General features: G+C 74.0%; 23 protein-coding genes and 1 pseudogene. 16 read left to right on the top strand and 8 right to left on the bottom strand.

The features are described from left to right. The first annotated feature begins 16 nt into the window (after positions 1–16). Together AB0J71_RS19815 and AB0J71_RS19810 are read left to right on the top strand one after the other, a co-directional pair. Positions 17–589 carry a helix-turn-helix domain-containing protein gene (locus tag AB0J71_RS19815; RefSeq protein WP_352325564.1) on the top strand — a complete coding sequence of 191 codons (573 nt, stop codon included), beginning with the start codon at positions 17–19 and terminating at the stop codon, positions 587–589. Positions 590–650: 61 nt separating this feature from the next. Further along, positions 651–1,259: a dihydrofolate reductase family protein gene (locus AB0J71_RS19810; protein ID WP_352325563.1), complete on the top strand. Its 609-nt coding sequence runs from the start codon at positions 651–653 to the stop codon at positions 1,257–1,259. A gap of 59 nt (positions 1,260–1,318) precedes the next feature. Here the strand turns inward: AB0J71_RS19810 and AB0J71_RS19805 are convergent, their stop codons facing one another. Then, positions 1,319–2,008: a TetR/AcrR family transcriptional regulator gene (locus AB0J71_RS19805; RefSeq protein WP_352325561.1), complete on the bottom strand. Its 690-nt coding sequence runs from the start codon at positions 2,006–2,008 to the stop codon at positions 1,319–1,321. Between the two features lie 147 nt (positions 2,009–2,155). Here AB0J71_RS19805 and AB0J71_RS19800 point away from each other — a divergent pair, with 147 nt between their 5' ends. The 5 genes from AB0J71_RS19800 to AB0J71_RS19780 all read left to right on the top strand — a co-directional run bounded on the left by AB0J71_RS19800 (position 2,156) and on the right by AB0J71_RS19780 (position 5,155). Further along, positions 2,156–2,494 carry a hypothetical protein gene (locus AB0J71_RS19800; RefSeq protein ID WP_364415321.1) on the top strand — a complete coding sequence of 113 codons (339 nt, stop codon included), beginning with the start codon at positions 2,156–2,158 and terminating at the stop codon, positions 2,492–2,494. Between the two features lie 50 nt (positions 2,495–2,544). Then, a complete protein-coding gene (locus AB0J71_RS19795; protein ID WP_364415319.1) occupies positions 2,545–3,162 on the top strand; it encodes an SRPBCC family protein in 618 nt (205 codons plus the stop codon). 108 nt (positions 3,163–3,270) lie between these two features. Beyond that, positions 3,271–4,167, top strand: a complete 897-nt coding sequence (locus tag AB0J71_RS19790; protein ID WP_352325585.1) for an RNA polymerase sigma-70 factor — start codon at positions 3,271–3,273, stop codon at positions 4,165–4,167. A gap of 57 nt (positions 4,168–4,224) precedes the next feature. Then, on the top strand, positions 4,225–4,644 hold the full coding sequence (locus AB0J71_RS19785) for an HIT family protein (protein ID WP_364390326.1): 420 nt from the start codon (positions 4,225–4,227) through the stop codon (positions 4,642–4,644). A gap of 43 nt (positions 4,645–4,687) precedes the next feature. Next, complete coding sequence (locus tag AB0J71_RS19780) at positions 4,688–5,155, top strand: GNAT family N-acetyltransferase (protein WP_364415317.1); 468 nt, start codon at positions 4,688–4,690, stop codon at positions 5,153–5,155. 29 nt (positions 5,156–5,184) lie between these two features. Here AB0J71_RS19780 and AB0J71_RS19775 read toward each other — a convergent pair whose 3' ends face one another. After that, positions 5,185–6,009, bottom strand: a complete 825-nt coding sequence (locus tag AB0J71_RS19775; protein ID WP_364415315.1) for an alpha/beta fold hydrolase — start codon at positions 6,007–6,009, stop codon at positions 5,185–5,187. An 81-nt stretch (positions 6,010–6,090) separates the two neighbouring features. Between AB0J71_RS19775 and AB0J71_RS19770 the strand changes: the two genes are divergently transcribed. The 3 genes from AB0J71_RS19770 to AB0J71_RS19760 all read left to right on the top strand — a co-directional run bounded on the left by AB0J71_RS19770 (position 6,091) and on the right by AB0J71_RS19760 (position 8,330). After that, positions 6,091–6,687, top strand: a complete 597-nt coding sequence (locus AB0J71_RS19770) for a TetR/AcrR family transcriptional regulator (protein WP_364415312.1) — start codon at positions 6,091–6,093, stop codon at positions 6,685–6,687. Between the two features lie 703 nt (positions 6,688–7,390). Further along, positions 7,391–7,927, top strand: coding sequence for a dihydrofolate reductase family protein (locus AB0J71_RS19765; RefSeq protein ID WP_364415310.1), 537 nt, complete (start codon positions 7,391–7,393; stop codon positions 7,925–7,927). Position 7,928: 1 nt separating this feature from the next. Beyond that, positions 7,929–8,330 carry a hypothetical protein gene (locus tag AB0J71_RS19760; RefSeq protein ID WP_364415308.1) on the top strand — a complete coding sequence of 134 codons (402 nt, stop codon included), beginning with the start codon at positions 7,929–7,931 and terminating at the stop codon, positions 8,328–8,330. 54 nt (positions 8,331–8,384) lie between these two features. Here the strand turns inward: AB0J71_RS19760 and AB0J71_RS19755 are convergent, their stop codons facing one another. Then, positions 8,385–8,645 carry a GNAT family protein gene (locus AB0J71_RS19755; RefSeq protein WP_364415306.1) on the bottom strand — a complete coding sequence of 87 codons (261 nt, stop codon included), beginning with the start codon at positions 8,643–8,645 and terminating at the stop codon, positions 8,385–8,387. 404 nt (positions 8,646–9,049) lie between these two features. Between AB0J71_RS19755 and AB0J71_RS19750 the strand changes: the two genes are divergently transcribed. Then, positions 9,050–9,334, top strand: coding sequence for a hypothetical protein (locus AB0J71_RS19750; RefSeq protein ID WP_364415303.1), 285 nt, complete (start codon positions 9,050–9,052; stop codon positions 9,332–9,334). A 161-nt stretch (positions 9,335–9,495) separates the two neighbouring features. After that, the gene (locus AB0J71_RS19745) at positions 9,496–9,927 is read left to right on the top strand and encodes an SRPBCC family protein (protein WP_352329641.1); all 432 of its coding nucleotides are present in this window, start codon (positions 9,496–9,498) and stop codon (positions 9,925–9,927) included. On the opposite strand, the gene AB0J71_RS19740 is transcribed toward AB0J71_RS19745, so the two are convergent. Both AB0J71_RS19740 and AB0J71_RS19735 read right to left on the bottom strand, forming a co-directional pair. Beyond that, positions 9,924–10,595, bottom strand: a complete 672-nt coding sequence (locus tag AB0J71_RS19740; RefSeq protein WP_352329642.1) for a response regulator transcription factor — start codon at positions 10,593–10,595, stop codon at positions 9,924–9,926. The two genes, AB0J71_RS19745 and AB0J71_RS19740, sit on opposite strands and share 4 nt — an antisense overlap. Continuing rightward, positions 10,576–11,703: a histidine kinase gene (locus tag AB0J71_RS19735; protein WP_364415301.1), complete on the bottom strand. Its 1,128-nt coding sequence runs from the start codon at positions 11,701–11,703 to the stop codon at positions 10,576–10,578. The genes AB0J71_RS19740 and AB0J71_RS19735 overlap by 20 nt, the downstream gene beginning before the upstream one ends. Before the next feature lie 396 nt (positions 11,704–12,099). On the opposite strand from AB0J71_RS19735, the gene AB0J71_RS19730 reads away from it, so the two are divergent. Beyond that, on the top strand, positions 12,100–13,131 hold the full coding sequence (locus AB0J71_RS19730; protein ID WP_364415299.1) for a hypothetical protein: 1,032 nt from the start codon (positions 12,100–12,102) through the stop codon (positions 13,129–13,131). 105 nt (positions 13,132–13,236) lie between these two features. Here AB0J71_RS19730 and AB0J71_RS19725 read toward each other — a convergent pair whose 3' ends face one another. After that, complete coding sequence (locus AB0J71_RS19725) at positions 13,237–13,935, bottom strand: gamma-glutamyl-gamma-aminobutyrate hydrolase family protein (protein ID WP_352331202.1); 699 nt, start codon at positions 13,933–13,935, stop codon at positions 13,237–13,239. A gap of 71 nt (positions 13,936–14,006) precedes the next feature. On the opposite strand from AB0J71_RS19725, the gene AB0J71_RS19720 reads away from it, so the two are divergent. Next, on the top strand, positions 14,007–14,870 hold the full coding sequence (locus tag AB0J71_RS19720) for a LysR family transcriptional regulator (protein ID WP_364390336.1): 864 nt from the start codon (positions 14,007–14,009) through the stop codon (positions 14,868–14,870). A gap of 42 nt (positions 14,871–14,912) precedes the next feature. Here AB0J71_RS19720 and AB0J71_RS19715 read toward each other — a convergent pair whose 3' ends face one another. Both AB0J71_RS19715 and AB0J71_RS19710 read right to left on the bottom strand, forming a co-directional pair. Beyond that, positions 14,913–16,244, bottom strand: coding sequence for a serine hydrolase domain-containing protein (locus tag AB0J71_RS19715; RefSeq protein ID WP_364415297.1), 1,332 nt, complete (start codon positions 16,242–16,244; stop codon positions 14,913–14,915). A gap of 36 nt (positions 16,245–16,280) precedes the next feature. After that, positions 16,281–16,916 carry a response regulator transcription factor gene (locus tag AB0J71_RS19710; protein ID WP_364415295.1) on the bottom strand — a complete coding sequence of 212 codons (636 nt, stop codon included), beginning with the start codon at positions 16,914–16,916 and terminating at the stop codon, positions 16,281–16,283. A 91-nt stretch (positions 16,917–17,007) separates the two neighbouring features. Between AB0J71_RS19710 and AB0J71_RS19705 the strand changes: the two are divergent. Together AB0J71_RS19705 and AB0J71_RS19700 are read left to right on the top strand one after the other, a co-directional pair. Beyond that, positions 17,008–17,295, top strand: a pseudogene (locus AB0J71_RS19705) (alpha/beta hydrolase); the annotation flags it as partial. Positions 17,296–17,635: 340 nt separating this feature from the next. Beyond that, on the top strand, positions 17,636–17,941 hold the full coding sequence (locus AB0J71_RS19700) for a hypothetical protein (RefSeq protein WP_364415521.1): 306 nt from the start codon (positions 17,636–17,638) through the stop codon (positions 17,939–17,941). Positions 17,942–17,968 lie beyond the last annotated feature (27 nt).

The raw sequence follows: 17,968 nt of genomic DNA, 5'->3' as shown, positions 1-17,968 counted from the left end.
CCCTGGGAGGAACGGCGTGGAGGAGTCGCGTCCCAAACGTGCCGACGCGCGGCGCAACGAGGAGAACCTGCTGCGCGCGGCCGCCGCCGTGTTCGTCGCCTCGGGCGTGGAGGCGCCGATCCGCGACATCGCGGCGAAGGCCGGCGTCGGCACCGCCACGATCTACCGCCATTTCCCCACCCGGGCCGACCTCGTCATCGCCGTCTACCGGCACCAGGTGGAGTCCTGCGCGCAGGCCGGCCCGGCCCTGCTGGCCGCCGCTGCGAGCCCGTACGCGGCGCTGCGGCAGTGGATCGGCCTGTTCGTCGACTTCCTGGTCACCAAGCACGGGCTGGCCGCGGTGCTGCAGCCGGACAACACCGGCTTCCAGGCGCTGCACGCCTACTTCCTCGACCGCCTGGTGCCGGTGTGCGCCCAGTTGCTGCAGGCCGCGGCGGCCGCCGGCGAGATCCGCGACGACCTGGACGCCTTCGAGCTCATGCGCGGCGTGGGGAACCTGTGCATCGGGGCCGAGGCCGATCCCCGGTACGACGCCCGCCGCCTGGTCGGGCTCCTGGTCGCCGGGATCGGCCGGGAAGGAAGACCTTAAGAGATCCGTAAGCCGGCCCGGCCAGACTTCAGGCACATCCCGAGACGCATGGAGAACCATCATGAGGAAGATCAGCGCCAACCTGTTCATCTCGCTCGACGGCGTCGTCCAGGAGCCGGCGGAGTGGCACTTCCCGTACTTCAACGACGAGATGGGCGCGGCGGTGACGGCACAGATGGCCGACACGCTGCTGCTGGGGCGCAAGACGTACGACAGCTTCGCCGGGGCGTGGCCCGAGCGTGAGACGGCCGGCGGCGAGGACGCCGACTTCGCCCGCACGATCGGCGACGCGCGCAAGATCGTGGTCTCCCGCCAGCCGCTGGAGTTCACCTGGCGCAACTCCGAGCTGCTGCAGGGCGACCTGGTCAAGGGCGTGACGGCGCTGAAGGCCGAGCCGGGCGGCCCGATCGCGATGAGCGGCTCGGTCTCGGTGGTGCGGCAGCTGCTGTCCGCCGGGCTGCTGGACGAGCTGCACCTGCTGGTGCACCCGATCGCGGTGCGCAGGGGCGAGCGGCTGTTCGAGGAGGGCGACAGCTCGATCCCGCTGGAGCTGGTCAGCTCGCAGACGTTCACCACGGGCGTGCTGTACCTGGTCTACCGGCCGGCCGGGGCGGCCGGCGAGGGCTCCTACGACGACGCCAAGACCCACCTGCCCCAGGACGTCCGGTAACGCGGCTGTCCCAGGCCCGGCATCGCCTCCGGAGGGCCGGGCCTGTGGTGTGCGCGGGGTCAGCGGGCCGGCAGGTCGTCCAGCTCGGCGGCGAAGAGCAGGGCGGGGTCGAAGCCCATGCCGGCGAAGTGGCCGGCCAGTTCCAGGGACAACACGCCGTGGACCCGGGTCCAGAAGCTGAGCGCCCGGTGCAGGACGGCGGGCGGGGCGGGGTGGTCGCCGGCCCAGTCGCGGTGGGTGGCCAGGTGGTGGTCGAGCGGGGTTTCGGGGCGCCGGGGCGGGGTCGTCGTCGAGGCGGCGTCGAGCAGGAGGGTCATGATCTGGGAGGAGATGGCGGTGATGTCGTCGGGGGCGTGGTAGCCGGGGACGGGGGTGCCGTAGATGAGCAGGTAGCGCTGGGGGTCACGCAGGGCCCAGGCACGTACGGCGTGAGCCAGCACGACCAGCCCCCCACCCCCCTCTTCGCTGCCCTTTTCGGCGGCCTTTTCGACGGCCTTTTCGGCGGCTGAGCGGAGGGTGTCGGCGAGGCTGCGGTAGGCGTCGCGGATGAGTTCGGTGATCAGCTCGTCGCGGTTGGCGTAGTAGCGGTAGAGCGCGGGGCCGCTCATGCCCATCTGCTTGGCGATCGCGTTGAGGGACAGCGCAGAGGCTCCCGTCGTGGCGATCTGCTGCCAGGCGCGCTCCTTGATCTCGGCGCGGATCTGGGCGCGGTAGCGCTCGCGCGGGGTCGCCGTGCCGGTGTCCGCCATGCGTTGCCGCCTTCCGCCGCTATACCCAGGAGATTTAGTTAGAGGCTATCACGAACGTTGTTGACACTCCCTCCGCCGTCCGGTTATAACTTCTAACGAACGCATGAGCATCTATCTGTCGTGTTCGTCCAGGTGAAGGGGAACGTCATGACCACGTACCAGCCGTCCGCCCGTCGTCGTACGCCGGTGGCGGTGAGCGTCGCCGCCTGGGCGGTCCCCGTCCTGATCGTCGGCCAGTTCGCGCTGCTGGGGATCGTTCCGGTCACGGTCGTGCTGGTCGGCGCGCTGCGTCACGCCCAGGACCGGCTGGTTCGGTGGGCGGCCGTGCTCGTCGCCCTGGCCTACGCGGCGCCGCTGGCCGTGTGGGTGGTCCGGCCCGGCGGCGCGCCGAGCCTGTCGAAGGACATGCATCCCGCCTTCGCCGTGCTGATCGTCGCCGCCTGCGCCGCGCTCGTCGCGGCCGTCGTGCGGACCGGACGGCGCTGACGGTCTCCCCGGCCGGCCCCCTTCTTCGATCCCTCAACGAGAGGAACACCATGTCCAGTAACGTCCGCGTCGCCTCGATGCTGATCCCGCTCGCCGTGGCCGGCGTCCTGGCGGGCAACGTCCCGGCCGCCACCGCCACCGCCGCCGCCCACGCCGCCGCCGGCGCGGCCCGGTGCCAGGGGGAGGGGGTCGACGCCTCCGCCCGCATCCGCTACCGGGCCGACATCGTGATCAAAGCCCCGCTGAGCAGGGTCTTCGGCCTGCAGACGCGGGTGGAGCAGTGGCCCGACTGGCAGCAGCCGGTCCTGTCCAGCAAGCGCCTCGACCGCGGCCCGCTGCGTCCCGGCTCGTCGTGGCGGTGGAGCACGCCCGCTCCGGCCACCGCCACCACCCCGGCCACCACCATGCACATCACCTCCACCCTCCGGCGCGTCAAGCGCGAGGCCTGCCTGCTGTGGAGCGGGCCGGCGGCCGGCACGGGCGTGCGCATCGACCGGGGCGTGCACCTGTGGACGTTCACCCAGGTCAAGGGCGGTGTGCGCGTGCACACCGAGGAGACCTGGACCGGCGGTCAGGTCGAGGCCGACGTGGCCACCGCCACCGAGCTCCTCGGCGCGGGGCTGCGGGCATGGCTGCGCGACCTGAAGGCCGCCGCGGAGTCCCGCTGACCGCCCGCGCGATGTGACGGGCGCCACTGCTCCCGGATGTCACGCGGCGGCGGCGACCGGCGTCTGGTGCGTGTGGCAAGGTCGAGAACCGACAGGCGGGAGCAGATGATGGACACCAGCGCCGAACCGGCGGACCAGGCCGACAGCGCGACCCGGGCCTTCGTCGAGCATCGCAACCTGCTGTTCACCGTCGCCTACGAGATGCTGGGCTCGGCCGCCGACGCCGAGGACATCCTGCAGGAGACCTGGCTGCGGTGGGCGTCGGTCGAGCTGGAGTCCGTGCGTGACCGGCGCGCGTTCCTGGTCCGCATGGTGACGAGGAAGGCGCTGACGCGGCTGCGCACGATGCGCCGCCGCAAGGAGTCCTACGTCGGGCCGTGGCTGCCCGAGCCGCTGCTGACCTCGCCGGACGTGGCCGAGGACGTCGAGCTGGCCGAGAGCGTCTCGATGGCCATGCTGCTGGTGCTGGAGACGCTCCATCCCACCGAGCGCGCGGTGTTCGTGCTGCGCGAGGTGTTCGGCCTGGAGTACGACGAGATCGGCGAAGCCGTCGGCAAGACCCCGGCGACGGTGCGGCAGATCGCCCACCGCGCCCGGGGGCACGTGGCCGCACGCCGTCCCCGGGCGAGCGTCTCGGCCGAGCAGGCGCGTCAGACGCTGGCGGCCTTCCAGAGCGCGATCGAGACCGGCGACCTGCAGCGTCTGCTCGACCTGCTGGCTCCTGACGTGGTCCTGCTGACCGACGGCGGCGGCGTGGTGCGGGCGGCGCTCGCGCCGATCGAGGGCGCGGTCACGGTGGCCGGGGTGCTGGCCAGGCTCGCCGGCCCGGCCCGGTTGCGCCCGGCCCACGTCAATGGTCATCCGGCGCTGCTCGTCGACCTCGACGGCGAGATCGACAGCGTCGTGGCGATCCGCCTGGACGGCGGCCTCATCAGCGGCCTGTACGCCGTGCGCAATCCCGGCAAGTTGTCCCGCATCGGACACGAGACCGTCGTGAGCCGCTGACGGGCCGCGCGGAAATCCGGGTGCGGCAGCCGCCCGTCGCCGCCGATCATGACCGGTATGGAAACGTGTGCGTTCTGCGAGATCGTCGCCGGGCGGGCGGCGGCGAGCGTGGTCTTCGGCGACGACGACGTCCTGGTGATCCTCGACCGTCACCCGGCCACCCCCGGTCACGTCCTGGTGATCCCGCGCGCGCACGTCGCGGGCCTGGCCGAGGCCGGTGACGCGATCGGCGGGCCGATCTGGCGGGCGGCGCGGCGGGTGGCGGCCGCGCTGCGGGCCTCGGGGCTGCGGTGCGAGGGGGTGCGGCTGTCGCTGGCCGACGGCGAGGCCGCCGGCCAGGAGGTCTTCCATCTTCACCTGCACGTGGTGCCGCGCTTCGCGGGCGACGGCGTGGTGGTCGGCGCCGAGTGGCGCAGCCGCTCGCGCGCCCGGCTCGACCAGGACGCGGCGCTGATCCGGGCCGCGCTGCCCCGCTGAGGCGGGGCCCATGGCGTGATCGGCAGGTTGTCATGCTCCCGGCATGGTCCGCGAGGCCCGGCCTGACGACTTCGAGCACATCGTCCGCCTCTACCGGCAGTTGCAGCCGGACGACCCCGAGGTCGCGGACGGCTCCGACGCGGCGGTCTTCCGGCAGATCCTCGCATCCCCGGCGCTGCGTCTCTTCGTGCTCGAACTGGACGGCGCCGTCGTCGCGACGACCTATCTCAACGTGATCCCCAACCTCACCCGGTCGGCCTCGCCGTACGTCGTGATCGAGAACGTCGTGATCGAGAACGTCGTGATCGAGAACGTCGTCGTCGAGGCGTCACGGCGGGGCGCCGGGCTGGGCAAGCAGATCATGGCCGCCACCCTCCAGGCCGCGTGGGAGGCCGGCTGTTACAAGGCGATGCTGATGACGAGCTCGCGCCGGCCTGCGACCCACGCCTTCTCCCGCGCCTGCGGCTTCTCCGGCGGCGCCAAGCGCGCGTACGTGGCCCGCCCCTCCTGACGGGCCGCCGCCTGGGCGGGGCGCGGCCGTCACAGGGAGCGTTCGAGGAAGCCGAGGATCATGCGGGCCAGGGCGACCCGGTGGTCCGACAGGGCGTGGTCGGTGGGCAACAGGTGGTCTTCGAGGCGTTCGACGGGGTGTGCCCGGTAGGCGGCGACCAGCGGATCGTGGTGCACTTCGTGCGGCGTGACGACGTCGTGGCCGGTGCCGGCGAGCAGCACGGGGCGGGTGGCCAGCCGGGGCGCGAGCCGGGCCAGCCGCCAGGCGTCGCCGTTCGCCTCCATCTCGCCGACCAGCGCCTGCCCGCTGGTGCCGCGCAGGGGGGCCAGCTCGCCGTCGAACGCCTTGACGTACCCGGCCCGCACCTCGGCGTCGGCGCGGCACAGCGCGGCGGCCACACCGAGGTCGAACGCGGCGACGGAGGCGACGGCGGTCACGGAGGGGTCGGCCGCGGCCGTCATCAGGGCCGCGAACCCGCCCATGCTGTGGCCGACCAGTGCCAGTCGCCGCGGGTCGAGCCGGTGGGCGGCGGCCAGGCCGGGCAGCGCGGCGACGACGGCGGCGGCGTCCTGCAGCACGTGTCCCCAGGACCAGGCGCCGCCCACGCCCCATGATCCGCGGTAGTGGAACACCAGGGCGGCGTAGCCGGCGCGGCGCAGCGTCTGGGCGAGGTCGAAGTTGCGCTCGTTGCCGGGGAATCCGTGCAGCAGCACGACGACGGGGTGCGGGCCGCGTCCGGCGGGCAGGTGCAGCACGCCCAGCAGGCGCTCGCCGCCGCTGTCGAACGTCACCCGCGGTGTGGTGGCCGGGAAGTCGGGGTCGCGCGGCGGGTCGGCGGCAAGCGGATCAAACACGGGCGAACTCCCCTAGATCGAACCGATAGGTACGACCCGAGACGTTAGCAGCCGATCGAACCGACCGGTACTATCCAAGCCATGCCCGTGGCCAAAGGCTCCACGATCGATCCCGCCCGCACCCGCGCCGCCATCCTGAGCGCCGCCACCGACCTGCTGTACGAGCGCGGCCTCGACGGCATCGGCGTCGCCGGGCTGTGCGCCGCGATCGGCATCTCCAAGGAGACCCTCTACCGCCATTTCGGCACCAAGGAGGGCCTGGTCGAGGCCGTGCTCCGGGAACGCAGCGACCGGGTCGCCCGCTGGCTGGCCGGCCGCGTCCAGGCCGCGGGCGAGGATCCGCGCGCCCAGCTGGCCGCGGTGTTCGACGCCCTGCGGCAGTGGTACGCCGACCCGGCCTTCCGCGGCTGCGCCCTGCTGAACGCCGCCGCCCAGCACCACGCCGACCCCGTACGGGCCATCACCGCCCGCCACCTGGACCGCTACCTCGAGCTGCTGACCGGCATCGCCGAACGCGCCGGGGCCGCCGATCCCGGGGTTGTGGGACGGCAACTGCTGATGCTGGTCGAGGGCGCGACCGTCGTCGCGGCCCACCACGAGGACGCAGCCGCCGCCGACCACGCCCGCCAAGCCGCCCTGACCCTCCTGTCCACCTCCACCGCCCAGCCCCATCCCTAACCCCCACCGCACCGCCCATCTCTAACCCCCACCCCCAGCGTCACCCGCAGCCCCCCCAGAAGCCCCCACCACAGCCTCCAGAGGCGCTCCACGCGACAAGTCACAGCCGTTCCGAGGCAACCCGCCACCGGCAACCTGTTCACCGGCCCGAAGAGCCGTTCCCGCAGGCCCCACGGGAACCCATCCGTGGCGGAAGCGGCTTGCGACCAGGGAGGCCGCCCTCAGGGGCCGCTTGTCGGGACGCTCTCGGCAGCTCATGGCCAGGAGGCCTTTCAGTAGCCCGCGGCCAAAGCCGCTGCCGCCCATTCTCACCAAAGCTGTAGCGGCCTGCGGCATGGGGCCGCCCTCGGGCCCGCCTCTGGGCCGTGCTCGGACTCCAGGCCGGGAGCAGCTTCCGTCACCTGTGACCGGATCCCCGCCCAGCAGGGGCGGTTCGCAGCCGGAAGATCGGCCACAGCAGCCTCGGGTTCGAGAGCCGCCCACCCGGGGGCGGAGATTCCTTTCCTCCGAAGAAGTCGGCCAGCGCCGAGCCCTGCCGGTTCTACCGCGCTGCCCAAACAGCGGCTCGTCGTCATGCATCACCCTCGCCGCCCGGCTCGATGACCTCAGACCGTCGCGCGCTTCGGACAACGGAAGTCGTCTTGACAACTTGATTTGTCGGTGGGAAGGTTGAGGCACCTCAGGAACTCAAGGAGCGACAACCATGCGTAAGATCACCGCGGGCCTGTTCATCTCCCTCGACGGCGTCGTCGAGGCCCCCGACACCTGGCACTTCCCGTACTTCAACGACGAGATGGGCGAGTCGGTCGGCGCGCAGATGCAGGCCGCCGACGCCATGCTGCTGGGCCGGCGCACCTACGAGGAGTTCGCCGGATACTGGCCCCACCAGGACCCCGAGAAGGAGCCGATGGCCGAGGCGATGAACTCCTCGACCAAGTACGTCGTCTCCACCACGCTGACCTCGCCGTCGTGGCAGAACACCGAGGTCGTGAGCCTGGCCGACCTGGCGGCGTTGCGGGAGCGCCCGGGCGGGAACATCTCGGTCGTCGGCAGTGCCACCCTGGTGGTCTCGCTGCTGCGCGAGGGCCTGCTCGACGAGCTCAACCTGCTGCTCCACCCGATCGTCGTCGGCTCGGGCAAGCGGCTGTTCGACGACGTGCGCGAGCAGATCCCGCTCACCCTGACCACGTCCACCACCTTCAGCACCGGCGTGCTGAACCTGATCTACAGGAGGGCATGACATGGCCGCCAAGACCGTCGCCGACAAGCTGCTCATCAAGCCGACGACCACCGTGTGGCTCTCCGACCCGGCCCATCGGCCGCTCCTTGGGCCGCTGCCCGAGGGCGCCCGCGAGGCCGGGTCCGTCCAGGAGGCGGACGTCGCGCTGATCTTCGCCTCCGACGCCGCCACGGCCCACCGCATCCTGGACGAGCACCGCGACGACATCACCGCACCGCCCGTGGTCTGGGTGGCCTACCCCAAGGGCAACAAGTCCGACATCAACCGCGACACGCTGTGGCCCATCGTCGGCGAGTACGGGCTGCGTCCCAACGGCCAGGTCGCGGTGGACGAGACGTGGTCGGCGCTGCGCTTCCGAGCACTGAAGGACGGCGAGCCCCCCTTCACGGGCGGCCGCGGCTGACCCCAGCCGTCACCCCAGCCCCACCCGAACACCGCTGACCTCACGCCTGACCGGTCAGGCGGACAGGTCGTCGCCCAGCACCAGCAGCAGATGCTCGTCCTGGCCGTGCCGGACCGTGCCGGCGCGCCGGAACCCGTGGCGTTCCAGCAGCCGCACCGAGCCGGTGTTGCCCGCGAAGGGGTCGGCGTACAGGGGCCTGGTCTTCTCCTCCGCCAGGAACAGCCCCAGCGCCGCGGTGCCGACGCCGCGCCCCCAGAAGGGGCGGCCCAGCCAGTAGCCGACGAAACGCCGCTCGCCCTCCCACCAGGACACCACGTTCCGGCCACCTCACCCCCGACCGTGACCGTGCGCACCAGGACGGTGGGATCGCCGAGGACCCGAGTGGCCCAGTGGGTCATGAAGGCCGCCCGCTCACGAGGGACGAACCTGGACCGCCGGACGGCTTCCTCGTCGTGCTCCTGCTCCAGGAACACCTCCAGATCGGCCTCCAGGACGGGCCGCAGCCGCACGTCATCGCTCATGCCCGCCGAGTGTGCCACCAGGCGCCGACAGTTCCGCCGGACGTGCCTCCCGCGCCGCCGTTTCCCTCACCCAAAGTGATCGCCGCCCTGCGTTTGGGCTGCTGACCGGGGATTTTACCCGGCGATCGAGCTTCACGGAGAGTGACATGGGGTAGTCACGGTGCAAGAGTCGCCCGCTCGGGCAGGGAGGAGGAGCGCATGACAGGCACAGCCGTCAGCGGGCCGGAGGCCGTCGTCGAGGTGCCGACGGTCAGGCTCGCCGGCGGCGGCGTCGCGGCTCGGGCCGCGACGGGCACGGGCACGTCCCCGGTCAGGGCCGCGAGCCGCTGCGGTCACCACGGTCACCCCGACAGTCACCCCCATGACGCGGGGCCGGCCGTTGTCCGCAGCGCAGCCGCGTACCGCCCGGACGGTCGCGCAAGGCCGTACCTCACCGCGTACGGCCCGGCCGGCCGCGGCGGGAGCTCCTCGCCGGGGTCGTGAACCCGATGCCGGTCCCGCCGCCGGGTCTGACTTCCCCAGTCCTCAGCCCGGCGGCGGGACCTTCTCATGTCGGCCGCCGGCCGGTGCCGGGTTCGTCCTGCCGGATCATGAGCAGGTATCTCATGTCCTGAGGGATGAGCCGGCACACGAGGAGGCCAGGGATGGGACCGGTGTACGCGGGCGCGGCGGTGGAGGTGGCCGCGCGGCCGGAGGAGGTGTTCGCGCTGATCACCGACTGGCCGCGGCACCGCGAATGGATGTTCATGACGTCGGCGCGGCAGGTGGGCGAGCGCCGGGTGGAGGCCTACACCGGGGTGCGGCCGGTGGGGTTCCTGGACACGATGACGATCGTGGCCTTCGAGCCGCCGTCGTACGTGCTGATGGAGCACACCGGGCGGCTGGTGCGCGGCCGGGGTGCGATCCGGGTGCGGCCGTGGCGGGGCGGCAGCCGGGTGATCTGGGCCGAGGAGCTGCTGCTGCCGCTGGGCGCGGCGGGCCGGGCGTTGTGGCCGGCGGGGCGTCCGATCGTGACGGCTTTGGCCCGGCATTCGCTGCGCAGGCTGGCACGCCTGCTGGAGGCACCGGCCCGTTAGGTGGCGTCGTGGACGACCAGAGCCAGTTGCACCCGGTTGTCCAGGCCGGCCTTGGTCAGGATGCGTGAGATGTAGCCCTTGACGGTGCCCACGCTCATGTGCAGCTCGCCGGCGATGACCGCGTTGGGCTTGCCCTGCCCGACGGCGAGCGCCACCTCGCGCTCCCGCTCGCTGAGGGCCGACAGCACGCGGCGGGCCTCGGCGCGCCGCCGGTCGTCCTCCTCGGGCATCAGGTGGGCGATCAGGCGGCGGGTGACGCTGGGCGACAGGCTGGGCTCGCCGGCCGCCACCCGTTTGACGGCTTCGACGATGCCCTCGGGCGGGGTGTCCTTGAGCAGGAAGCCGCCGGCTCCGGCGCGCAGCGCCCGGAAGACGTGCTCGTCGGCGTCGAAGGTGGTCAGGATGATGACCTGCGGGGCGCCGGGGCGGGCGCGCAACCGCCGGGTGGCCTCGATGCCGTCGAGGCCGGCCATGCGGATGTCCATCAGCACCACGTCGGGGGAGTGCTCGCCGACCGCGGCCTGGACCTGCCCGCCGTCGGCCACGGACCCGACCACGCGCAGGTCGGGGGAGCCCTTGAGCATCAGGGTCAGCCCGGTGCGGACGAGCGCGTCGTCGTCGACGATCAGCACCCGGATCGGGCCGGGCTCACTCCGCGACTCCTCCACGGGGCCATGGTAGCCGTGCGGCCAGCCGGAACCCGCCGTCGCCGGCCGGTCCGCGTTCCAGCCGGCCGCCTGCCAGGGTGACGCGTTCCTCCAGTCCGGCCAGCCCCGCTCCGGCGCCGGTGGCGGCCAGCTCGGCCCGTGGCCCGGCGGGCGGCGGGTTGCGCACCTCGACGGTCAGCTCCCGGCCGGCCGTGCCGCGCACTTCGACGGTGACGGGCCGGTCGGGGGCGTGCTTGCGGGCGTTGGTCAGGCCCTCCTGCACGACGCGGTAGGCGGTGCGCCGGGTCGGCTCGGGCAGGTCGGCGAACCGTATGCCGTGTTCACGCAATTCGATGCGCATCCCGGCCTGCCGTGACTCCGTCACCAGCGGCTCAAGCCCGGCCGGCGGCTGCTCGGCGGACGGCGACTGGGCGCGGGCGGGCTGGTCGCCGGGGTGCCGGCGCAGCACGCCGATGACGCCGCGCAGCTCCTGCAGGGCCTGGTGGGCGCTGGCGCGGATGACCTCGGCCGCCTCGGCGACCTCGGTGGGCGTGGCGGCGGCGTTGAAGCGCAGCGCGCCGGCGTGCACGGCCAGCAGCGACAGCCGGTGGGCCAGCACGTCGTGCATCTCGCGGGCGATGTCCAGGCGTTCGGCGCGGCGGGCCTCCTCGGCGCGTTGCCGCTGGTCGGCCTCGGCGCGGCGGGCGCGTTCGGCCAGCGAGGCCAGCAGTTGCCGGCGGGTCCTGGCCAGGATGCCCCAGCCGGTGACCGCCCCGCCGAACAGCACTGCGACCAGCGCCCACACCGGGTACGGCGCCAGCCCCGGCGGCCGCAGGGCGAACCTGGTCAGCGACGCCGCCACCCACGCCACCCCGACGGCCACGGCCGCAGGCGGACGCCGGTGGAGCGCGACGAGCAGCGTGGCGATCCCGGCGGCGACGGACGCGGCGGCGGCCGGGATCGCCAGCGCGACGGCGACCAGCCCGGCGGCCACCGGACGGCGGCGGCGCCACCACAGCGCCGCGCACGCCGCCGCTCCGCCGATCACGTCGGCCCACAGGTACCAGCGGGGCGTGCCGGGCGCGAGGTCTCCCCACACCACCGAGACGGCGCCGGCCAGGGCGAGCACGACCCCTCCGGCAACGGCGGCCCGCCCCCGCCGCGACCGCCCGCCTTCTCGTTCACCGGCTCGTTCACCGGCTCGTTCACCGGCTCGCCCGCCTTCTCGTTCACCGGCTCGCTCACCGTCTTGGCCGTCGTCCTGGCCGTCGCCGGAGCTGCCGGCCCACCAGGCCCACCAGGCCCGCCATGTTCGCCCAGCCTGGCCGGCCTGTTTCTGCTCGCCCGTCTGCGGGCTGCGCGCCCCGAACACCATGGCCGATCGTAGCCCGGGGGCGCCGTGCCGGGCGGCAACCGTGGTCACCGGCCGTGGCAACCAAAGTCGCAACCGGTGCACGACCGCGGTGGCCACAGACCGGCCGCAAGCCAGCAGCGCCACCCCCGCCCGGGACGGGAACGTGGGGGCATGGTCTCTCTTCAGGCACGCGGCCGGTGGGCCGCGCTCGTACTGGCCGGGCTCACGCCGGTCGTCGCCGAGCTCACGCTGGGCAATCCGCCGCTGCGCCAGGCGTGGCTGCTGCTGGTGTGGACGCCGATCTACGGCGCGGGCACCGTCCTGATCCGCGAGCTGGTACGCCGTGCCGGTCGCGGGTGGGGGTCGGTGCTGCTGCTGGGGGCGGCGTACGGGATCGTGGAGGAGGGGCTGGCGCTGCAGGCGCTGACCAGCCCCACCCTGTACGGCGCGGCGGGGTGGGCGCCGCGCGTCCTGGGCCTCAACAGCGCCTACACCGAGCTGAACATCCCCTACCACGCGGTGTTCAGCGTGGCGCTGCCGATCCTGCTGGCCGACCTGCTGTTCCCGGCGCTGCGTCACCGCCCCTACCTGGGACGGGCCGGGCTGGTGGTGGCGGGCGTGGTGTTCGTGCTGGGTGTGCTGCTGCTGCGCTGGACGGCGGCCTTCATGGACCCCGGCTACCTGGCGCCGTGGCCGGTGCAGGCGGGGTTGCTGCTGGCGGTGGCGGCGCTGGCCGTCCTGGCGTTGCGGGTCGTCCCACCGCCGTCGGCCGGGTCTCCGCCGGCGGTCGGGGGATCGGCGGGGGTGCCCGTTCCGGCGCTGGTGGCGGTGGGGGCCGGGGTCGTGGCGTTCGGGTATCTGGCGCTGCTGTTCCCCTTCGGCGGGGCCCGGCATCCGGCCTTCACCCAGGGCGGCTGGGTGGCGGCGCCGATGGCGGCCGCGGCGCTGCTGGCAGTGGGGGCCGCGCTGCTGGTACGGCGGTGGGCGGCCGGCGGCGGCTGGGGCCAGCGGCACAGCCTGGCGCTGGCGGGCGGCGCGCTGGTCGGGCACACCGCCTTCGGAGTGCTGGCCAACGGTGAGACGGCCGCCGACCGGGTCTCGCTCACGGTGCTCGGCCTGGTGACGGCCGCTCTCCTGGCGCTGCTGGCCCGCCGTACGGACCGGCCTTCAACGCCGGCCGGCACGGGCCGCCTCCAGCGCTGACCCGGCACGCGCCCACTTCCAGAGCCGGCCCGGTACACGCCACTTCCGGCGCTGAGCCGGTACGCGCCGGCTCCCAGCCCCCGGCCCGCCGTACGGGCCGGGGCCTCAGCGGGCCGCGACAGCGGGCTGGGCGTGGCGCTGCACGGCGGCGGCGAACGCGGCGATCAGCGGGTGCGGACGCCGTCCGTCGCCGGCCAGCTCCGGCTGGAACAGCGTGCCGACGAAGAACGGGTGGCCGGGCAGCTCGGCCACCCGCACCATGCCGTCCTCGGCGTGGCCGGAGAAGACGAGCCCGTGCTCGGCCAGCGTCCCGCGGTAGGCGTCGTTGAGGCCGTAGGAGCAGCTGTAGGCCTCGACGATGGACGTGGTCCCCATGATCTGCTCGATCCGCGAGCCGGGGGCCAGCCGCACCAGCCCCTCGTGCCCGGCCAGGGAGCACGACAGCGGCTCCAGCAGGAACGCCTCGCCGCCGGGGCTGTTCTCGGCGTGGGCGACGTCCAGCCCGCACACGTTGCGGCCGTACTCCAGCAGCATGTGCTGGAAGCCGCCGCAGGTGCCCAGGAACGGGATGCGCCGCTCGCGCGCGGTGCGGGCGGCCTGGACCGCGCCGGCCTCGCTGGCGTACGGGCTGCCGGGCATGATCCAGATGCCGTCGAAGCCGTCAAGGTCGTCGGCCTCGGTGGTGGGGATCCAGTAGGGGTCCAAAGCGATGCCGTCGCGATCGCGCAGCGCCTCGATCAGGCGGGGGACGCGGGCGTGGGACCGGACGCTGGGTGAGCGGTCTGCGACCAGGGCGATTCTCATGCCTCCCATCGTGACCTCCACCCGCCCTTAAGCACCAACGATGATGTCTGCACCTGGTATAAGCATTCCTGATGGACCCGAATCTGTTGCGCACGTTCGTGACGGTGGCCCGCCTGCGCTCCTTCTCGGCCGCCGCCCACGAGCTCGGCTACACCCAGTCGGCGATCTCCCAGCAGGTCGCGGCGCTGGAGGCCGATCTGGGACTGCCGCTGCTCGGCCGCCGCCCGGTGGCGCCGACCCCGGCCGGCGAGCGGCTGCTGGAACACGCGGGGCCGCTGCTGCTGCGCCTGCGGGCGGCACGCGCCGACGTGCTGCGCGCGGCGGCCCAGCCGGCCCACCGGCTGCGGCTGGCCGCCACCCCGCTGGCGGTCAACGCCGTGCTGGCCGCACGGCTGGCCCAGGCGCGCGCCGCCCAGCCGCGCCTGCGGGTGGAGGTGCGCACCTGTGACCGGCACCGGCTGGCCGAGCTGCTGGCCGAGGGCGAGGCCGATCTCGGGCTGGCCGACGGCATCGCCGCGCCCAGCGACCCGCTGCGCCTGCCGGAATCGGGCCCGATGACGACGGCAGGCGTCAGCGAGGAGGACCTGGTGGTGGCGTTGCCGCCGGGGCATCCGCTGGCGGGACGCCGGGCGTTGCGGCTGGCCGACCTCGTCGACGCCCGCTGGCTGCAGACGCCGCTGTGCCCGTTGCCGCGCCTGCGTGACCTGGCCGGTGACGGGTTCGCCGCCGCGCTGGTCTACCAGGGCGACGACGTGCACACCGTGCTCAACCTGGTGGCCGCCGGGCACGGGCTGACGCTGCTGCCGGCCTCGGCCGGGCCGGGGGTGCCGCTGGCGGCGCCGCGCCTGGTGCACCGTGTGGAGCTGGTGCACGGCGCGCTGCCGCCCGGCCCGGCCGCCACCTTGGCCAGGGCCCTGTCCGGCCCGCCGGGCTGAGGCTGCCCAGGCAGGCCGGTCCGTGTGCGGCGGGTGGAGGGGTCAGGCGTGCCAGCCGGTCACCCCGCCCGGCACCGGCGCGGCCGGGCCGTAGGGCTCGCGGGTGAAGATGAACGTGTTGAGGTCGAGGTGGTCGGCGGCCACGCGCAGCGTCTCGCCGGCGTAGTAGCCGTCCAGCCCGAGCCAGGTGCCGTCGTCCTGGGCCACGAAGCGGGAGGCGCGGCCGCTGCCGTCGACGGGCGCCAGCGACAGCCCGCGGTCGGGCAGCAGCCGCAGCGCGTACGGCTTGGGCCCCCAGTGCCACAGCCCGGTCAGCGCCAGCAGGTCGGGGTCGGCGGGGGCGGGCTGCCATTCCTCGGGCAGGCGCGGCTCGTGCTCGTCGAGGATGTCGAGCAGGTCGGTGGTCAGGGTGCCGGTCATGCCGCTGGTGGTGTTGGCCATGAACAGCACGCCGACACGTTCGGCCGGGTCGGCCCACACGGTGGCCAGGAACCCGGGCATGGACCCGGTGTGCCCGGCCAGGCGGCGCCCGCCGACGCGGGCCAGTTGCAGGCCCAGCCCGTAGCCGACGGTCCAGGAGTCGCCGTCGGCCACGCCGGCCGGTTCGCGCATCTCGGCCAGGGTGTCGGGCGACAGCACGCCGCCGGTGTCGCCGCCGACGAAGGCGGCCCAGCGGGCCAGGTCGTGCGGGGTGGACCACAGCTGCCCGGCCGGCCCCATGGCCACGGCGTCGTGCTCGGGCTCGGTGAGCACCGTGTCGGCCCACGGGTGGACGGCGTAGCCGGTGGCGTGCGGGGCGCGGGGGCGGGCGGTGGTGGCGTTCATCTCCAGCGGCGCCAGCACCTCCTGCCGCACGGCCTGCTGCCAGTCGGTGCCGCGCAGCCGGGCCACCAGCTCGCCCAGCAGCGCGAACCCGACGTTGGAGTAGTGGAAGAGGCGGCCGGGCCGGTGTCTGACCTGGTCGGGGCCCACCCGCTTGAGCAGGTCGGGCAGCTCCAGGCCGGGGGTGCGCTCCCACCAGTCGGTCGGCGGTTCGGCGGTCAGGCCCGAGGTGTGGGACAGCAGCTGGGCGATGGTGGCCTGCCCGGCGGCGGTGCCGGGCACGTGGCGCTCCAGCGGGTCGGTCAGCGCGAGCCTGCCTTCGTCGCGCAGCCGCATGACGGCCACGGCCACGATCGACTTGGTGATCGATCCCAGCCGGTACTGGGTGGCCGGGGTCGGCGGGCCGTCGCCGACGCGGCCGCGGCCGCCGAACCACACCGTCCGCCCGTCGCGGACGATCGCCGCCGTCAGCGACGGCACCCTGCACTCGGCCTGTTCGACGGCCAGCCTGCGCAGCAGCGCGCGGGCCGTCACCTGTCCCACCTGACTCATGGGCGACAAGACTAGCGGCGCCGGCCGGCCTGGCCCTCATCGATCGTGGTGCTGCGGGGAGACCAGGCCGGCGTCGTAGGCGGCGATGACGAGCTGGACCCGGTCGCGGGCGCCGAGCTTGGTGAGCAGGCTGGCGATGTGGGCCTTGGCGGTGCCGGGGCTGATGTGCAGCCGGGCGGCGATCTCGGCGTTGGACAGGCCGCGCCCGGCCAGGGTCAGCACCTCGCGTTCGCGCGCGGTGACGCCCAGCGGCTCGCGCGGCAGCGGGCGGGGTTCGGGGCGGGCGGCGAACTCGGCGATGAGGCGGCGGGTGACGCTGGGCGCGATCAGCGCGTCGCCGGCCGCGACCACGTGCACGGCGGTCAGGATGTCCTCCAGCGCCATGTCCTTGACCAGGAACCCGCTGGCTCCGGCCCGCAGCGCGGCGTGGACGTTGGCGTCGTCGTCGAACGTGGTGAGCATGATCACGCGCGTGTCGGGGGATTCGGCGGTGATGGCCCTGGTGGCCTCGATGCCGTCCATGCCGGGCATGCGGATGTCCATCACGACGACGTCGGGGCGCAGCCGGCGGGTGAGCTGGACGGCCTGGGCTCCCGTCCCGGCCTCCCCGGCGACGACGACGCCGGCCACCGCCTCCCCGGCGCCCGCCTGGCTGGAACTGCCGCCTCCCACCGGCCCCGATCCGGTCGGCCGTGACGTCCTGTACCTGGTCGACACCAGCCGTAAGGACCCGTGGGTTCCCCGATCGGGGCCGCGCCGGCTGATGGTCTCGATGTACTACCCCGCCCGCTCGGCCACCGGCGCCCCGGCCCCCTTCATGACGGTGGAGGAGGCCGCGTCGTTGCTGCGGCGCAAGGCCCCCGGCGCCGGCCTGCCCGCTGAGACCGTCAGCGACATCCGCACCCACGCCCGCACCGGCACGCCCCCCAGGAACGGCCGCCGCCCCCTGGTGGTGCTCTCACCCGGCCTCGGCCTGCCGCGGGCCAGCCTGACCTCCCTGAGCGAGGACCTGGCCAGCCGCGGCTACGTCGTCGCCTCGCTCGACCACGCCTACGAATCGTCGGGGACCGTCTTCCCCGGCCTCGGCCTGCTCACCTGCGCACCCCTGTGCGACCAGCCCAAGCCCCCCGAGGGCGGCAAGGCCGCCATCGCCAGGAACCGCGCCAGGGACGTCTCCTTCGTCCTGGACCGGCTGACCGGCCGCCACCCGGCCTGGAAACGCGCCCGCCTGATCGACCCCAAGCGCGTCGGCATGGCCGGCCACTCACTCGGCGGCGAGGCCGCCTCCGCCACCATGGCAGCCGACAAGCGGGTCAAGGCCGGGATCAACCTCGACGGCACCATCAGCGCGACCCTCCCCGCCACCGGCCAGCGATCGCCCCTTCCTGCTGATGGGCAGCCAGCGCGACCACAGCCCCGGCAAGGACGACACCTGGGACAGCGCCTGGCAGGCCCTGCGCGGCTGGAAGCGCTGGCTCACCGTCGCCCAGGCCCAGCACAGCAGTTTCACCGACCTGGCCCTCCCGCAGAGCCTGATCGGCCCGCCGGCTCCCGGCGCCATCGCCGCCGCACGCGGCCTGGCGCTCACCCGCGCCTACGTCGCCGCCTTCTTCGACCAGCACCTTCGCCACCTCAAGCGGCCCCTGCTCGACGGCCCGACCCCGGACAACCCCGAGGTCGGCTTCCACAACCCGTGACCCCTCACCGGCAGGCTCACCGCCGCC

Source organism: Nonomuraea sp. NPDC049637, assembly GCF_040675235.1.
Classification (GTDB): Bacteria; Actinomycetota; Actinomycetes; order Streptosporangiales; family Streptosporangiaceae; genus Nonomuraea.
This window is presented reverse-complemented; position numbering and strand designations above follow the sequence as displayed.

Bases quoted from the DNA above. Each gene is read 5' to 3' on its own strand.
- AB0J71_RS19810 (WP_352325563.1), top strand. From the start codon at position 651: ATGAGGAAGATCAGCGCCAACCTGTTCATCTCGCTCGACGGCGTCGTC.
- AB0J71_RS19805 (WP_352325561.1), bottom strand. From the start codon at position 2,008: ATGGCGGACACCGGCACGGCGACCCCGCGCGAGCGCTACCGCGCCCAG.
- AB0J71_RS19800 (WP_364415321.1), top strand. From the start codon at position 2,156: ATGACCACGTACCAGCCGTCCGCCCGTCGTCGTACGCCGGTGGCGGTG.
- AB0J71_RS19795 (WP_364415319.1), top strand. From the start codon at position 2,545: ATGTCCAGTAACGTCCGCGTCGCCTCGATGCTGATCCCGCTCGCCGTG.
- AB0J71_RS19790 (WP_352325585.1), top strand. From the start codon at position 3,271: ATGGACACCAGCGCCGAACCGGCGGACCAGGCCGACAGCGCGACCCGG.
- AB0J71_RS19785 (WP_364390326.1), top strand. From the start codon at position 4,225: ATGGAAACGTGTGCGTTCTGCGAGATCGTCGCCGGGCGGGCGGCGGCG.
- AB0J71_RS19780 (WP_364415317.1), top strand. From the start codon at position 4,688: ATGGTCCGCGAGGCCCGGCCTGACGACTTCGAGCACATCGTCCGCCTC.
- AB0J71_RS19770 (WP_364415312.1), top strand. From the start codon at position 6,091: ATGCCCGTGGCCAAAGGCTCCACGATCGATCCCGCCCGCACCCGCGCC.
- AB0J71_RS19765 (WP_364415310.1), top strand. From the start codon at position 7,391: ATGCGTAAGATCACCGCGGGCCTGTTCATCTCCCTCGACGGCGTCGTC.
- AB0J71_RS19760 (WP_364415308.1), top strand. From the start codon at position 7,929: ATGGCCGCCAAGACCGTCGCCGACAAGCTGCTCATCAAGCCGACGACC.
- AB0J71_RS19750 (WP_364415303.1), top strand. From the start codon at position 9,050: ATGACAGGCACAGCCGTCAGCGGGCCGGAGGCCGTCGTCGAGGTGCCG.
- AB0J71_RS19745 (WP_352329641.1), top strand. From the start codon at position 9,496: ATGGGACCGGTGTACGCGGGCGCGGCGGTGGAGGTGGCCGCGCGGCCG.
- AB0J71_RS19730 (WP_364415299.1), top strand. From the start codon at position 12,100: ATGGTCTCTCTTCAGGCACGCGGCCGGTGGGCCGCGCTCGTACTGGCC.
- AB0J71_RS19725 (WP_352331202.1), bottom strand. From the start codon at position 13,935: ATGAGAATCGCCCTGGTCGCAGACCGCTCACCCAGCGTCCGGTCCCAC.
- AB0J71_RS19720 (WP_364390336.1), top strand. From the start codon at position 14,007: ATGGACCCGAATCTGTTGCGCACGTTCGTGACGGTGGCCCGCCTGCGC.
- AB0J71_RS19715 (WP_364415297.1), bottom strand. From the start codon at position 16,244: ATGAGTCAGGTGGGACAGGTGACGGCCCGCGCGCTGCTGCGCAGGCTG.
- AB0J71_RS19700 (WP_364415521.1), top strand. From the start codon at position 17,636: ATGGGCAGCCAGCGCGACCACAGCCCCGGCAAGGACGACACCTGGGAC.